Genomic DNA, 16068 nt, shown 5'->3' on the forward strand with positions numbered 1-16068 from the left:
GCGCGACGACGGGACTCGATAAGCAAAGGTCGGCCACTTGTGGATAACTAAAGTGCGCAGATTCTACCGCCCTTAGCTGAAGATCGCGCGCTGTTGATCGATAACTTCACTGTTAGAAAAAGCAACAGCCCGTCCCGAGAGTGAATCGCATCGCGCCTGATGCAGTACAATCGCGGCTTTTATTCGCCAACCAGCCGGCCATTCCGATGATCGAACCCAAGCGCGTCTTGCGCGCCCTCGCTGAACACTGGGCACTTCTGGAGCCACTGTGTGAGCATTTCGACCAAGGCACCCTGAGCCTCAACGAACTGCGCACGCAACTGGCCGCCCAGCAACTCGACAGTACGCCGCAGGACATCACCAGCTTGCTGGACGTGTGGATTCGCCTTGATATCCTGGTTCCGGTGGCGAAAAGCCCGAACCGTTTCGAGCTCAACGCGCAAATTCACGACTTCCTCGCTTACCTGCGCCGTGAACACCGTTTGGGCCTGTGCCTGGAAATCGAAGCCTATCTGCGCCATCTCGAGCGTCTGGCCGGCTACATCCAGGACGCCTTCGACATCCGCGATGGCAACGATCTGGCCCGCCAGTTGCGCCTGCTCGACATGCGGGTTCGCGATGTATTGAAAAAACTCGATAACGACGAACAGGCACTGGTGGCCGTCGCCGAAAGGGCGAAAACCAGCGACCGACAGATTCCGTTGCGCCAGCGTTACGCCGAGGTACTGGCGACCTGGGACGAATATGTCGAGCCGATGATTGATCTGGTGAACGCCGACGGCGCCTTCGAACAAGGTGTGCGCAAGGTCGAAACCGTTCTGCTGAAGATGCTCTCCGAGCAACAACGCCTCGGCCACCTGGTCGATGACGACATGTTGCTGCGTACCCACGCGCGCATCCTCGAAATGCAGACCAGTGCCCAGTTGACCCTGCGTCACGCGCGCGAACTGCTGCTGCCGCTGCGTGAAGAGGCACGTCGCCACAACGCCGTCACCCGTGGCGCGGCACTGGCCCTGGCTGCCATTCGCCGAAAAGGCATCGATGCCGTGCCGCAGGCGGCAATGCCATTGTTCACACGCCCGCAAAGTACTTTCCTCGGCAGTGCCAGCCAGGTCGAGGCCTACGTTTACGCCCTGGCCCGTTTCGAACCGAAACCGGCGCGCTTCCCCAAGGCCCACAAGACCCAGAAAGGCGAAACCCCGCGGGCGCCACGCACGGTTAGGGAAATGCTCGAACGCTGCGAAGACGCCCTGCCGATGCCGGACCTGATGACCTGGCTGCTGGAGCAGGAGCCGGACGGCGCCACCGACGAATTGCTGTACTGGTTCTCGCGACTGTCCCGGGAAAAACGCTTCAAGCGCGAACGCCTGGAACGTCGCGACTACTTCACACACGAGCACCAGGTCAGCCTGCGCTCCTTCGCCCTGCTCTCGGCCGGCCCCGATGCCACCGAGAATTCTGCGAGCATCCCACATGCATCTTGATCTATCCGAATTGTCCCAGTTGGCACCGATCTTTCGCGAACTGTTCAAGGGCTACCACGTCAGCCGCCGCGATCCTGAGCTGTATGCGCAGCTGTCGAACTTCCAGGACCAGTACCGCACGCTGTTCAAGGCCCTGGGGTTTGAACTGGTCTGCGACACCCGTGGTTTCTACTATTTCGTGCCGGACCAGGCGGCTGCGGCGGTGAACAAGACTGCACAGCGCCTGGCGCTGTTCACCTTCATTCTCGTCGAGCACCTGGCCGACCAGGGCCGCGACCCGATCGCCGTGCTCGACGGTGGCAGCCTCGGTCGCGATGAACTGCCATCGCTGCTGGAAAAATACCGCGACCTGTTCATTCAGGCCGAAGTGCAGACCCAGGATGAGCTGGAAGAAAAAATCATGCGACGCATGACCCAGCTCGGCTTCGCCGGCGAAGAAAACGGCGTGTACCGCTTCCTGCCGCCGATGCACCGTTTCCTTGATGTGTGCCTGTCGGTGCAGCAGGACCGCGACCTGGCCGCCAGCCTGCACAGCGTCCTGCCGTTGCCGATACCGGTGCTGATCGACGAAGACAGCGACGAAAAACTGCTGCAGACCGACGACCCGCTCGACTTGGCGGAGTTTGAAGAAGACAGCGAAAGCGAAGAAGACGCCCTCGCCCGCGCCATTGCCGAAGAACAGGAGCTCGACGCATGAGCAAGGAACGCTACGGCATCCGCCGCTTTGCCCTTTTGAACACCGCCGGCTACAGCCTCGGCCTGTTCCCGCTGGAAGAGCCGCTGTCGGTCTATGGCGCGAACAACCTCGGTAAATCCGCTTCGATCAATGCGCTACAGTTCCCGATCCTGGCGCGCATGTCGGACATGAGCTTCGGCAAGTACAGCCTGGAGCAATCCCGGCGCTTCTACTTCGCCTCCGACACCAGCTATATCCTGGTAGAGGTGAACCTGCCCCATGGCCCCCACGTGATCGGCGTGGTCGGACGCGGCCCGGGTGGCGGCTTCGGTCACCAGTTCTTTGCCTATGCCGGCCAGCTGGACCTGGCCCACTACCAGAAAAACGACACCTGCCTGCGCCAGAAAGAACTGTTCAGCAACCTTGAGCGCGAAGGCCTCAAAGCCTACGAGCTCAAGCCCGATGAACTGCGGCGCCTGCTGGTCGGTGGGCACACCTCGATCCCGCTGGACCTGACACTGATCCCCCTGCGCTCCACCAGCGAACAGAGCCTGAAGACCTTCCGCGCACTGTTCATCAACCTGCTGCACATGCGTGAAATCACCGCGGCCAAGCTCAAGCAACTGTTCCTCGATGCCTTCGAGCACAGCTTGCGCTCCGGCAGCGTCGACTACATCGCCGCATGCGAAGAAGCCTTCCGCGATGTACGTCGCATGGAGCAGGACTACCACTCGCTGGTGGCCGCTGGCCCACTGGTCGAAGCCCTGGCCAACGGCGTGAAACAGCGCGACATCCTGCGTGGCAAGCTGCACCGGATCTCGCCACTGCTCGACTCCCTGCTCGGCACATGGTCGGACTACGCCAGTGCCCGCAAGGAAGAGCTGACCATCCAGGCCGAGCACTATCGCCACGAGCAGGACGCCCTGCAGAACGATCAGCGTGGCGGCACCCAGGAGCTGATGCGCCTGGAGCGGGAAATCACTGGCATCCAGCGCTGGCTCGGCGAGCTGGCGGTGCTCAAGCATCGCTTTGCCCTGGTCGATGACGTCAAGGTGCTCGAGCAACAACTGCTCGCGGCCAAGGACGCCCACGACGAACTGGCTGGCGCCTTGGCGCAGTCCCGACAGTTCAGTGCCGAGGACCTTGAAGAACGCCTGCGCGACCTGGAAAAACGCCTGAAGTCGGTCAAGCAACAACTCGACCACGCCGACAACAACAGCTACGCCCGACTGCGCGAGGAATTCTCGCAACAGGACGTCGAGCGCTTGATGCGCCTGTTCAACAGTGCTCTGTTCAGCCTGCCGCTGGGTGAGCACGGCATTGCCCTCGACGACAACGGCGATTGGGTGAAATCCGTCGAGCTGATCCTCGACGGTTTCAAGGGCGAGCGCTTCGAAGTGCCGGGACTGTCCATCGACATCTCGCACATTGAGCCACCGGCCCTGCAAGCCCTGGCTGACCGCGCCGCGCTGCGCGACCAGAAAGAGCGCCTGGAAAAAGAACTCAAGCAACTGAAAACCCAGCAAGCCGTGGCGGCCGACCGCGCCGCGAGCAAGACCCAGACCGAAGCGCTGTACCAGCAGGTGCTGGATGCGCAGAAAGCCTTGGAAGACTTCCGTCGCGCGCAAACCCTGAGCGCCGAAGAAGGCGACAAGCTGGAGCAGCTGGCGCAGATGGAAGCCGCCCAGGACGAACTGAAGCGTTCCAGCGATGCCTTTACCGAACGCGTCCAGCAACTGTCCGCCAAGCTGCAACTGGTCGGCAGGCAGATCGGTGACATGGAAGCCAAGCAACGTACCCTCGACGACGCCCTGCGCCGCCGTCAGCTGTTGCCGGCGGATCTGCCGTTCGGTACGCCGTTCATGGATCCGGTCGACGATTCCATGGACAACCTGCTGCCGCTGCTCAACGACTATCAGGACAGCTGGCAAGGCCTGCTGCGCGCCGACGGCCAGATCGAGGCGCTGTACGCCCAGGTACGCCTCAAGGGCGTGGCCAAGTTCGACAGCGAAGACGATATGGAACGTCGCCTGCAACTGCTGATCAACGCCTACGCACACCGCACCGACGAAGCCCTGACCCTGGGCAAGGCCCGGCGTGCGGCCGTTACCGACATCGCCCGGACCCTGCGCAACATCCGCAGCGACTACGACAGCCTCGAACACCAGCTGGCGCTGTTCAACCGCGAGATCAACAAGCGCCAGGTGTCCAACCTGCAGAGCTTCCGCATCGTGCTGGCGCCGAACAAGGAAGCACTCAAGCACATTGACCAGATCATCCACAGTGCCGGCCAATACGAAGAAGGCGAGACGCTGTCGGTCTTCGATCTCAGCCAGAGTGCCGAGCAGGACAACAAGAACGAAGAAGCCAAGGAATACCTGGCGCGTCTGGTAGCGGCGAACCACAACCAGCTCGGCCTCAAGGACTTGTTCGAGCTGGCGTTCGAAATCACCAAGGTCAACGGATCGCCGGTGATCCACACCGACATCGACGGCGCCGCGTCCAACGGCACCACCATGACCATCAAGGCGCTGACCAACATGTATTTGTTGCTGCACTTGATGGACCGCGACCTGGCCGGGCGAGTGCGCTTGCCTTACTACCTCGACGAGGCCGCGGACATCGACGAGAAAAACCAGGCGGCGTTGCTGGAAACCAGTCTGCAGCTGGGCTTCGTGCCAATCCTGGCCAGTGTGAAGCCACAGGTTTGCGCCAGTGTCGCCATCGACCTGGAAGGTGGCAGCGGCCCGGCTGGCATCTACATCGATGAGGACGACTGGAAATACATTCGTCGTCATGAGCAGGTGAAGGCGACTGTGAATGTTGAGGCTGATGAGCCGGAGCTGGATGCGGTTTGATTTGAACCGTTAGATACGAAAAAGGCCGCGCTCCAATAGATCGCGGCCTTTTTTGTGGGGCTTTCAGTGCTCTTCAGGGCCTCTTCGCGGGCAAGCCCGCTCCTACAGTGGAGCGGTGTCGCCTGTTATTTACCCAGCGAAATCTTCGGCGCCCAGGTCAGCCATTCCTCTTCGAACTTGTCGAACAGCGGGAATGTCTGCTCCGGTCGCGCCGGGCTGCCCATGCGTTCACCGTCTGGCGTAGCGAAGGCGACACCGCCCTGGATCATAGTCTCCAGCGATTCGGTACGCACCGTCGCCCCCCTGAACAGGCCAACATCAAAGTCAAAACCGCTGGTGTTCCAGAAGCGCGTACCACTGCGGACCAATGGCGCGTACTTTGGCTCGATCAGGATGCGGATCAGCACACGATCTGCCGTCTGGCCCAACTCATAACCCGTGACCTTGCCCACGGTGATTTCGCGATACGTCACCGGCACACCCGCCTTCAGCGAGCCACGGCGAGGAGCGCTCAGCACCAGGCTCAATCCGGCTTCCTGTTTGGCACTTTCCGGGGGATTGGCCAGCGCGACGAAGTTCTTCTGCGGCCCCAGGTTCTTCGCTGCCGGTTGCACCTCGATGTATTGCCCGGTGACCAATGTTTCCAGGTTCGAGGTCTTGATCAGCCCCAGTTCGGGCTTGACCACCCAGAACTGACTGCCAACGCGAGCGATGCGCTCCGGAACCTCATCGATCCGCGCAGTCAGTAGCACCGACTGCAGATCATCACTCAGATCCACGTCTTCAATCTTGCCGACATCCAGCCCCTTATAGCGGATCGGTGTCCCGGTACGCAGGCCATCGGCACGGTCGACCTTGATGGTGATCATTGCGCCTTTCTGGTTGGCTTGCTCGTGATTCTCGAACAGACGGAAACGTGGGATGCGCTTCTGCAAGGGCGCCTTGGCCTCCGGTGTTTCAAAGGCGATGCCGCCGGCCATCAGGCTTTGCAACGATTCACTCTTGACCTGGATCCCGCCCGTCAGCCCGCCCGTCAACGTGATGCCACTGGCATTCCAGAACCGCGTGGAGGCGTTGACCAGGTCTTCGTATTCCTTCTCGATATGGACGCCAATCACCAGCTGTTTCTTTTTGCGCGAAAACTGATAGCTCTGTACCGAGCCCACCTTAACCTGCTTGTAGAGAATCGGGCTGCCCACATCCAGCGAGCCGAGGGTATCGGTGAACAACACCAGGTGCAGGCCTGGTGAACGCAAATCCAGCGGCGGCGCCTTGGGCCGTGCGACGAACTCACGCTGCGGCGCAGCGCCTTTGTCCCCCGGGCGCACGGCGATGTAGTTACCCTTGACCAATGCTTCTAGGCCGGTGATACCCGCCAGGGAAATCGACGGCTTGACCACCCAGAACTGGGTACCATCGACCAGGTAGTCCTCAGCCAGTGGGTCCAAGGTCAACTCGGCACTGGCACCGGACAAATCGGGATCGACCTTGAGCGCCTTGAGGGTGCCGACCTGAATGCCTTTGTACATCACCGGCGTGCGGCCAGCCTGCAGACCTTCGAAGTCACTCAGCTTGACCTTGACCTTGATCCCGGCGGCGGCCGCATCGAAGTCCTCATAAAGGCGGAACGGCAGGCTCGGATCGGTCGGCGGGCTGTCCTTGCGGTTTTCAGGCGTGGCAAACGCAATACCGCCGGCAACGATACTGGCCAGGGACTCACTGCGTACTTTCACACCGGACAGGTTGGCATCGATGCTGATGCCGCTGGCATTCCAGAAACGCGTGTGTTTGCGCACGAGCTTGGCGTAGGTCGGCTCGATGAAGACCTTGAGTTCGACCGTACTCTGGTCCTCGGAAAGCACGTAGCTTTTGATCTGCCCAACCTTGATCTGCTTGTAGAACACCGGGCTGCCGCGGTTCAGCGAGCCCAGGCGATCAGCCTTGATCGTCAGGTGCAGGCCGGGCTGGGCGTCCGACAGCGGCGGCTCCTGGGCCAGCGCCTTGAACTTGCGGGCAGGCTCACCCTCACCCGGGCTGATCGCGACATAGTTACCCGAGACCAGCGTCTCCAGCCCGGTGATACCGGCCAGCGTCACGCTCGGCTTGACCAACCAGAAGCGCGTGCTGGTGCGCAGGTATTGCTCCACGTCCTTGTTCATCTCGACGGTCGCGATCACCCCTTTGGAACTGCCTTCATCATCAAGCTTGAGGGCTTTCACCTTGCCGACCGGCATGCCTTTGTAGACAACTTCGGTCTTGTTGGCCTGGATGCCTTCACCGCTTTCGAAACGTACCTGAACCTCGATACCGGTTTCGTTGTAGGCGCGCCAGCCAAGCCAGCCACCAATGATCAAGGCAATCAGGGGCAACACCCAGATGGCCGACCAGTTCGAAGCCGGTCGGGTTTTAGCTGTAGGCAGATCAGTCATGGTCGTCGTCCGACTCCGTGTTATCCCAAATCAGTCGGGGATCGAAAGTTACTGCGGCAAGCATCGTCAGAATCACCACGCTGGCGAACGCAATGGCGCCCAGGTCAGCTTCGATGGTGGCAAGCCGTCCAAAATTCACGAGCGCCACCAGGATGGCGATCACAAAGATATCGAGCATCGACCAGCGGCCGATGAACTCGATAAAGCGGTACATCCATATGCGCTGGCGGGCCGACAGTGGCTGGTGACGCTGCACGGAAAACAGCAGCAAGGCGATACCCACCAGTTTGAACGTGGGCACCACAATGCTGGCGATAAACACCACTGCGGCAATGGGAATCATGCCGTGCTGAACCAGTTGGATCACACCGGACATGATGGTGCTGGGATCACCCTTGCCCAGGGAGCTCACGGTCATGATCGGCAACACATTGGCCGGTATGTAAAGAATGGCTGCGGTGATCAGCAGCGCCCAGGTCCGCGCCACACTGTTAGGGCTGCGGGCATGCACCAGCGCGCCGCAGCGAGTACAGACCTGTTCATCGGTATCAGCTTCCTGCTTGTTCAATTCATGGCATTCGGCGCAAATCAGAATGCCTGCATCAATCGCCCGCATGGGCATCCTCTCCTGATAAAGCCTGCCAGATCTGATGAGGCGACATCACAACCTCCAGCCAGACCTGAACCAACAACAATCCAATGAAGCACGCCAGGCCCAGGCCGATGGTCATTGCTGCCATATCTGCCAGCTTGACGATCGCGACCAGTACGCCCATGAAGTAAACCTCAAGCATCCCCCAGTCCCGTAAATGGTGGTAAATACGGTAAAGCAGCAAGCCGTAGCTACGTCCGACGTCGAAACGGATACTCAGCAACACGGCCAGTTGGCAGAGCAGCTTGAGCAGCGGAATCGCCATGCTGCTCAGGAACACAATGACTGAAACGCTTTGCATGCCGGTATCGAAAAGCCCGACAACCCCGCTCCAGACAGTGTCTTGCGACGATTGCCCGAGCAGATTGAGTTGCATGATGGGTAAAAAGTTCGCCGGGATATACAACAGCAGTGCCGCGATAACCAGGGCGAGACTGCGCTGCACGACGTTGTATCGATGGGCATAAAGCTCGTAACCACATCGCGGGCACAGGGCTTTCTCGCCATGGTCGAGCTTGGGCTTGCGCATCAGCAAGTCGCACTCGTGGCATGCCACCAAATCGTTCAGCGGTAATTCTGACAGCCCTGAGGCGTCAACCGGATCTGGCATATAACGCTCTGACTCCGAAAAGGTTGGGCCTATTCTAGTGCCCTGAACCGAAAATAACTGTGCCAATTTGTGCACGAGTCATCGTGATTTTCTTTCGGCAAAAGACAAAACCCCTACCTGCATGCGCAGATAGGGGTTTTGGAATTTAATCTTGACGATGACCTACTCTCACATGGGGAAACCCCACACTACCATCGGCGATGCATCGTTTCACTTCTGAGTTCGGGATGGGATCAGGTGGTTCCAACGCTCTATGGTCGTCAAGAAATTCGGGTACTGAGTCGTGGCCAGAGGGCCTCGCTTCAGCAAATTGGGTATGTGATAGCTCGGTGTTTTGTGAGATTCGAACTTTCGGTTCGTTTCGTCTTCACACACCGCAATCTGATGCTCTTTCGAGTAGTCAAATTGCTTGGGTGTTATATGGTCAAGCCTCACGGGCAATTAGTATTGGTTAGCTCAACGCCTCACAGCGCTTACACACCCAACCTATCAACGTCGTAGTCTTCGACGGCCCTTCAGGGGACTCAAGGTCCCAGTGAGATCTCATCTTGAGGCTAGTTTCCCGCTTAGATGCTTTCAGCGGTTATCTATTCCGAACATAGCTACCCGGCAATGCCACTGGCGTGACAACCGGAACACCAGAGGTTCGTCCACTCCGGTCCTCTCGTACTAGGAGCAGCCCCTCTCAAATCTCAAACGTCCACGGCAGATAGGGACCGAACTGTCTCACGACGTTCTAAACCCAGCTCGCGTACCACTTTAAATGGCGAACAGCCATACCCTTGGGACCGGCTTCAGCCCCAGGATGTGATGAGCCGACATCGAGGTGCCAAACACCGCCGTCGATATGAACTCTTGGGCGGTATCAGCCTGTTATCCCCGGAGTACCTTTTATCCGTTGAGCGATGGCCCTTCCATACAGAACCACCGGATCACTAAGACCTACTTTCGTACCTGCTCGACGTGTCTGTCTCGCAGTCAAGCGCGCTTTTGCCTTTATACTCTACGACCGATTTCCGACCGGTCTGAGCGCACCTTCGTACTCCTCCGTTACTCTTTAGGAGGAGACCGCCCCAGTCAAACTACCCACCATACACTGTCCTCGATCCGGATAACGGACCTGAGTTAGAACCTCAAAGTTGCCAGGGTGGTATTTCAAGGATGGCTCCACGCGAACTGGCGTCCACGCTTCAAAGCCTCCCACCTATCCTACACAAGCAAATTCAAAGTCCAGTGCAAAGCTATAGTAAAGGTTCACGGGGTCTTTCCGTCTAGCCGCGGATACACTGCATCTTCACAGCGATTTCAATTTCACTGAGTCTCGGGTGGAGACAGCGCCGCCATCGTTACGCCATTCGTGCAGGTCGGAACTTACCCGACAAGGAATTTCGCTACCTTAGGACCGTTATAGTTACGGCCGCCGTTTACCGGGGCTTCGATCAAGAGCTTCGCGTTAGCTAACCCCATCAATTAACCTTCCGGCACCGGGCAGGCGTCACACCCTATACGTCCACTTTCGTGTTTGCAGAGTGCTGTGTTTTTAATAAACAGTCGCAGCGGCCTGGTATCTTCGACCGGCGTGGGCTTACGGAGCAAGTCCTTCACCCTCACCGGCGCACCTTCTCCCGAAGTTACGGTGCCATTTTGCCTAGTTCCTTCACCCGAGTTCTCTCAAGCGCCTTGGTATTCTCTACCCAACCACCTGTGTCGGTTTGGGGTACGGTTCCTGGTTATCTGAAGCTTAGAAGCTTTTCTTGGAAGCATGGCATCAACCACTTCGTCACCTAAAAGGTAACTCGTCATCAGCTCTCGGCCTTAGAATCCCGGATTTACCTAAGATTCCAGCCTACCACCTTAAACTTGGACAACCAACGCCAAGCTGGCCTAGCCTTCTCCGTCCCTCCATCGCAATAACCAGAAGTACAGGAATATTAACCTGTTTTCCATCGACTACGCTTTTCAGCCTCGCCTTAGGGACCGACTAACCCTGCGTCGATTAACGTTGCGCAGGAAACCTTGGTCTTTCGGCGTGGGTGTTTTTCACACCCATTGTCGTTACTCATGTCAGCATTCGCACTTCTGATACCTCCAGCAAGCTTCTCAACTCACCTTCACAGGCTTACAGAACGCTCCTCTACCGCATCACCTAAGTGATACCCGTAGCTTCGGTGTATGGTTTGAGCCCCGTTACATCTTCCGCGCAGGCCGACTCGACTAGTGAGCTATTACGCTTTCTTTAAAGGGTGGCTGCTTCTAAGCCAACCTCCTAGCTGTCTAAGCCTTCCCACATCGTTTCCCACTTAACCATAACTTTGGGACCTTAGCTGACGGTCTGGGTTGTTTCCCTTTTCACGACGGACGTTAGCACCCGCCGTGTGTCTCCCATGCTCGGCACTTGTAGGTATTCGGAGTTTGCATCGGTTTGGTAAGTCGGGATGACCCCCTAGCCGAAACAGTGCTCTACCCCCTACAGTGATACATGAGGCGCTACCTAAATAGCTTTCGAGGAGAACCAGCTATCTCCGAGCTTGATTAGCCTTTCACTCCGATCCACAGGTCATCCGCTAACTTTTCAACGGTAGTCGGTTCGGTCCTCCAGTCAGTGTTACCTAACCTTCAACCTGCCCATGGATAGATCGCCCGGTTTCGGGTCTATTCCCAGCGACTAGACGCCCTATTAAGACTCGCTTTCGCTACGCCTCCCCTATTCGGTTAAGCTCGCCACTGAAAATAAGTCGCTGACCCATTATACAAAAGGTACGCAGTCACCTAACAAAGTAGGCTCCCACTGCTTGTACGCATACGGTTTCAGGATCTATTTCACTCCCCTCTCCGGGGTTCTTTTCGCCTTTCCCTCACGGTACTAGTTCACTATCGGTCAGTCAGTAGTATTTAGCCTTGGAGGATGGTCCCCCCATATTCAGACAAAGTTTCTCGTGCTCCGTCCTACTCGATTTCATGACTAAGAGATTTTCGCGTACAGGGCTATCACCCACTATGGCCGCACTTTCCAGAGCGTTCCGCTAATCTCAAAGCCACTTAAGGGCTAGTCCCCGTTCGCTCGCCACTACTAAGGGAATCTCGGTTGATTTCTTTTCCTCAGGGTACTTAGATGTTTCAGTTCCCCTGGTTCGCCTCTTGCACCTATGTATTCAGTACAAGATAACCATCTTATGATGGCTGGGTTCCCCCATTCAGACATCTCCGGATCAAAGTCTGTTTGCCGACTCCCCGAAGCTTTTCGCAGGCTACCACGTCTTTCATCGCCTCTGACTGCCAAGGCATCCACCGTATGCGCTTCTTCACTTGACCATATAACCCCAAGCAATCTGGTTATACTATGAAGACGACATTCGCCGAAAATTCGAATTTCTCAACTAAGAGAACTCACAAATTTTACCTTAGCCTGATCCGTTACCAGTGAAAGTAACGTTCAGTCTATCTTTCTATCACATACCCAAATTTTTAAAGAACGAACTAGTCAAAGACTAGAAATCAACATTCACCATCAATTCGATGGAATGCTCATTTCTAAGCTTTAAAACAAAACAGCCATTTCCAGGTAGAAACGACCTTTTCGTCTTCTTCAATGAATCAAGCAATTCGTGTGGGAGCTCATGGAGCAGCTGAGTCGTCGATTAAGGAGGTGATCCAGCCGCAGGTTCCCCTACGGCTACCTTGTTACGACTTCACCCCAGTCATGAATCACACCGTGGTAACCGTCCCCCCGAAGGTTAGACTAGCTACTTCTGGTGCAACCCACTCCCATGGTGTGACGGGCGGTGTGTACAAGGCCCGGGAACGTATTCACCGCGACATTCTGATTCGCGATTACTAGCGATTCCGACTTCACGCAGTCGAGTTGCAGACTGCGATCCGGACTACGATCGGTTTTATGGGATTAGCTCCACCTCGCGGCTTGGCAACCCTCTGTACCGACCATTGTAGCACGTGTGTAGCCCAGGCCGTAAGGGCCATGATGACTTGACGTCATCCCCACCTTCCTCCGGTTTGTCACCGGCAGTCTCCTTAGAGTGCCCACCATTACGTGCTGGTAACTAAGGACAAGGGTTGCGCTCGTTACGGGACTTAACCCAACATCTCACGACACGAGCTGACGACAGCCATGCAGCACCTGTCTCAATGTTCCCGAAGGCACCAATCCATCTCTGGAAAGTTCATTGGATGTCAAGGCCTGGTAAGGTTCTTCGCGTTGCTTCGAATTAAACCACATGCTCCACCGCTTGTGCGGGCCCCCGTCAATTCATTTGAGTTTTAACCTTGCGGCCGTACTCCCCAGGCGGTCAACTTAATGCGTTAGCTGCGCCACTAAGAGCTCAAGGCTCCCAACGGCTAGTTGACATCGTTTACGGCGTGGACTACCAGGGTATCTAATCCTGTTTGCTCCCCACGCTTTCGCACCTCAGTGTCAGTATCAGTCCAGGTGGTCGCCTTCGCCACTGGTGTTCCTTCCTATATCTACGCATTTCACCGCTACACAGGAAATTCCACCACCCTCTACCATACTCTAGCTTGTCAGTTTTGAATGCAGTTCCCAGGTTGAGCCCGGGGCTTTCACATCCAACTTAACAAACCACCTACGCGCGCTTTACGCCCAGTAATTCCGATTAACGCTTGCACCCTCTGTATTACCGCGGCTGCTGGCACAGAGTTAGCCGGTGCTTATTCTGTCGGTAACGTCAAAATTGCAGAGTATTAATCTACAACCCTTCCTCCCAACTTAAAGTGCTTTACAATCCGAAGACCTTCTTCACACACGCGGCATGGCTGGATCAGGCTTTCGCCCATTGTCCAATATTCCCCACTGCTGCCTCCCGTAGGAGTCTGGACCGTGTCTCAGTTCCAGTGTGACTGATCATCCTCTCAGACCAGTTACGGATCGTCGCCTTGGTGAGCCATTACCTCACCAACTAGCTAATCCGACCTAGGCTCATCTGATAGCGCAAGGCCCGAAGGTCCCCTGCTTTCTCCCGTAGGACGTATGCGGTATTAGCGTTCCTTTCGAAACGTTGTCCCCCACTACCAGGCAGATTCCTAGGCATTACTCACCCGTCCGCCGCTGAATCAGAGAGCAAGCTCTCTTCATCCGCTCGACTTGCATGTGTTAGGCCTGCCGCCAGCGTTCAATCTGAGCCATGATCAAACTCTTCAGTTCAAACATCTTTGGGTTTTGAGAAAACCCTAAACTTGGCTCAGCAATCGTTGGTTACATCTTTGATTTCTCGCGGAGTAACTTGTGATGCTGATAATCTGTTGACTAGCAGTCTGACTCCACAAGCACCCACACGAATTGCTTGATTCAGTTGTTAAAGAGCGGTTGGTTAAGATCTTTCGTCTCAACCGAGGCGCGCATTCTACAGCAGCCTCATTTGCTGTCAAGTGGTATTTTTCAGAAGTTTTCAAGGAATCCTTAACAACTTCAACCACTTGCGCTTCAGATCTCTCATCAGCGGGAGGCGAATTCTACAGCGTTACACGCTGCTGTCAACACCTCTTTTTCAACTTCCTTGGCGCTTCGATAACCTGAAGCAACCTGCTGCCGAAAACTTCTTAACTCATTGTTTACCAAGGAGTTTTCCGTTTCGACTGCGCCGGAAGTGGGGCGAATTATAGGCCTCCAGAATCTGCCGTCAACCACTAATTACGCCTTTTTGGCAGAAGAGCCCTTTTTGGCCATTAGACGCGGAATTCGACGGGCCAGCGGCGGCAGCCTCAACACTAACAGCAATGCACCCATAGATGCATAGATCGACCACTCCTTCAGATCGGCGCGTACGATCCAGAGCATATGCAGCAATCCAAGCACGAGAACCAGATAAGCCAGGCGATGCAGCTGCTTCCAGCGAGCCCTCAAACGTCGCTGACTGTATCGATTGGATGTGCACGCCAATGCCAGCAAACACAAGAAGCCCAAGGCCCCGACAATGATATACGGACGCTTGCGCAACTCGACACCAAGCTGCGACCAGTCGAACCCGAGGATAAAAGCCAGATAGGCGCTCAAGTGCAGAACCACATAAGCGAAACACCACAACCCCAATTGCCGCCGGACAGCTACCCACCCCGCCCAACCCGTGAGTTTCTGCAGGGGCGTCATGCTTAATGTGATGAGCAACAGAACAAGTGTCCCCAACCCCAATCGGTCGACCAGCACCTTGCCGGGATCAGGCCCCAGCGCATCCTGCCAGGCCTGGTACAACCAAAGCAGAGGCCACACCAATGCAGACACGAAAACCGCTGAACGCCATAGCGGATAGCGCATCAATAGTTTTTCCGCAGATCGAGCCCTGCATATAAAGAAGCGACTTCATCGGCATAGCCGTTGAACATCAGCGTGTCACGCACATTGGGCTTGAACAGGCCACTCGGTAGCCGGCGCTCGCGGGCCTGAGTCCAGCGCGGGTGGTCAACCGTAGGGTTCACGTTCGCGTAGAAGCCGTACTCGTCCGCGGCAATACTCTGCCATGTGGTTTTAGGCTGCTCGCTCACCAGGCTTATCCGCACGATGGACTTGATGCTTTTGAACCCGTATTTCCATGGCACGACCAAACGCAAGGGAGCCCCGTTCTGATTCGGTAACTCGCGCCCATACATCCCCACCGCCAGTATTGCCAGCGGATTCATTGCTTCGTCCAATCGCAGCCCTTCTACATAAGGCCAGTCGATCAAGGCGAACCCGGAGCGTTGCCCTGGCATGCTCTTGGGATCCTGCAGGGTTTCGAAGCGAATGAATTTGGCGTTTGACGTCGGCTCTACCTGATTGAGCAACGCCGAAATGGGGAAGCCGATCCATGGAATCACCATCGACCACGCCTCTACACAGCGCAACCGGTAAATGCGCTCTTCCAGCTGGTAAGGCTTCATGAAGTCTTCCAGCGCATACCGCCCCGGCTTGCCCACCTCCCCGTCCACGACCACGGTCCAGGGCTCGGTTTTCAGCGCACCGGCGTTCGCCGCCGGGTCACCCTTGTCAGTGCCGAACTCATAGAAGTTGTTGTAGTGCGTCGCGTCCTTGAATGGCGTGATCGCCTCATCCTTCACGCTGACGGCACCCCAACGGGTGGAGGGAAGTTTTTCGGCAAACCAGGACGGCGCCTTGCCAGGCTCGACATCCGGGTAACGCGCCGCTTCATCGGCCACAGCCCATCGCGGCAGACTGGTCACGGCCAATCCGGCCACGGCAGCGCCCAATACATTGCGTCGCGAAAGATAGAAGGATTCAGGCGTGACGTCCGACTCATGGCAGTCGGACGCTTTTGGGACTTTGATCAGCATGGCTACTCCGCAGCATTGGAGAACAGACGCACCAATAGACTGCGGAGTATGAGGGAAATTACA

Annotated in this window: 8 protein-coding genes and 3 rRNA genes; 3 read left to right on the plus strand and 8 right to left on the minus strand. The window is 56.7% G+C overall.

Annotation, left to right across the window (positions count from 1 at the left end; translation table 11 throughout):
* The first annotated feature begins 206 nt into the window (after nucleotides 1-206).
* Genes mksB through mksF form a run of 3 tightly spaced genes read left to right on the plus strand, consistent with a single transcriptional unit; the run spans nucleotide 207 to nucleotide 5018 of the window.
* Complete coding sequence (gene mksB, locus OH720_RS27145; RefSeq protein WP_272603554.1) at nucleotides 207-1484, plus strand: Mks condensin complex protein MksB; 1278 nt, start codon at nucleotides 207-209, stop codon at nucleotides 1482-1484.
* The gene (gene mksE, locus OH720_RS27150) at nucleotides 1474-2181 is read left to right on the plus strand and encodes an Mks condensin complex protein MksE (protein WP_272603555.1); all 708 of its coding nucleotides are present in this window, start codon (nucleotides 1474-1476) and stop codon (nucleotides 2179-2181) included. Before mksB ends, mksE begins: the two co-directional genes overlap by 11 nt.
* Nucleotides 2178-5018, plus strand: coding sequence for an Mks condensin complex protein MksF (gene mksF / locus OH720_RS27155; protein ID WP_272603556.1), 2841 nt, complete (start codon nucleotides 2178-2180; stop codon nucleotides 5016-5018). Before mksE ends, mksF begins: the two co-directional genes overlap by 4 nt.
* A gap of 125 nt (nucleotides 5019-5143) precedes the next feature.
* Here mksF and OH720_RS27160 read toward each other — a convergent pair whose 3' ends face one another.
* The 8 genes from OH720_RS27160 to msrP all read right to left on the minus strand — a co-directional run bounded on the left by OH720_RS27160 (nucleotide 5144) and on the right by msrP (nucleotide 16005).
* Nucleotides 5144-7447, minus strand: a complete 2304-nt coding sequence (locus OH720_RS27160; protein ID WP_272603557.1) for a PqiB family protein — start codon at nucleotides 7445-7447, stop codon at nucleotides 5144-5146.
* Complete coding sequence (locus tag OH720_RS27165) at nucleotides 7440-8063, minus strand: paraquat-inducible protein A (protein WP_008055603.1); 624 nt, start codon at nucleotides 8061-8063, stop codon at nucleotides 7440-7442. The genes OH720_RS27160 and OH720_RS27165 overlap by 8 nt, the downstream gene beginning before the upstream one ends.
* Nucleotides 8050-8709, minus strand: a complete 660-nt coding sequence (locus OH720_RS27170) for a paraquat-inducible protein A (RefSeq protein WP_272603558.1) — start codon at nucleotides 8707-8709, stop codon at nucleotides 8050-8052. The genes OH720_RS27165 and OH720_RS27170 overlap by 14 nt, the downstream gene beginning before the upstream one ends.
* A 149-nt stretch (nucleotides 8710-8858) precedes the next feature.
* Nucleotides 8859-8974 (minus strand): 5S ribosomal RNA (gene rrf, locus OH720_RS27175).
* Nucleotides 8975-9129: 155 nt separating this feature from the next.
* Nucleotides 9130-12021 (minus strand): 23S ribosomal RNA (locus tag OH720_RS27180).
* Between the two features lie 327 nt (nucleotides 12022-12348).
* A 16S ribosomal RNA gene (locus tag OH720_RS27185) occupies nucleotides 12349-13885 on the minus strand.
* Together the 16S, 23S and 5S rRNA genes form the textbook arrangement of a ribosomal RNA operon.
* Before the next feature lie 486 nt (nucleotides 13886-14371).
* Nucleotides 14372-14992, minus strand: coding sequence for a protein-methionine-sulfoxide reductase heme-binding subunit MsrQ (msrQ, locus tag OH720_RS27190; RefSeq protein WP_272603559.1), 621 nt, complete (start codon nucleotides 14990-14992; stop codon nucleotides 14372-14374).
* Nucleotides 14992-16005: a protein-methionine-sulfoxide reductase catalytic subunit MsrP gene (gene msrP, locus OH720_RS27195; protein WP_272603560.1), complete on the minus strand. Its 1014-nt coding sequence runs from the start codon at nucleotides 16003-16005 to the stop codon at nucleotides 14992-14994. The genes msrQ and msrP overlap by 1 nt, the downstream gene beginning before the upstream one ends.
* Nucleotides 16006-16068: the final 63 nt, after the last annotated feature.

The organism is Pseudomonas sp. WJP1 (assembly GCF_028471945.1).
Classification (GTDB): Bacteria; Pseudomonadota; Gammaproteobacteria; order Pseudomonadales; family Pseudomonadaceae; genus Aquipseudomonas.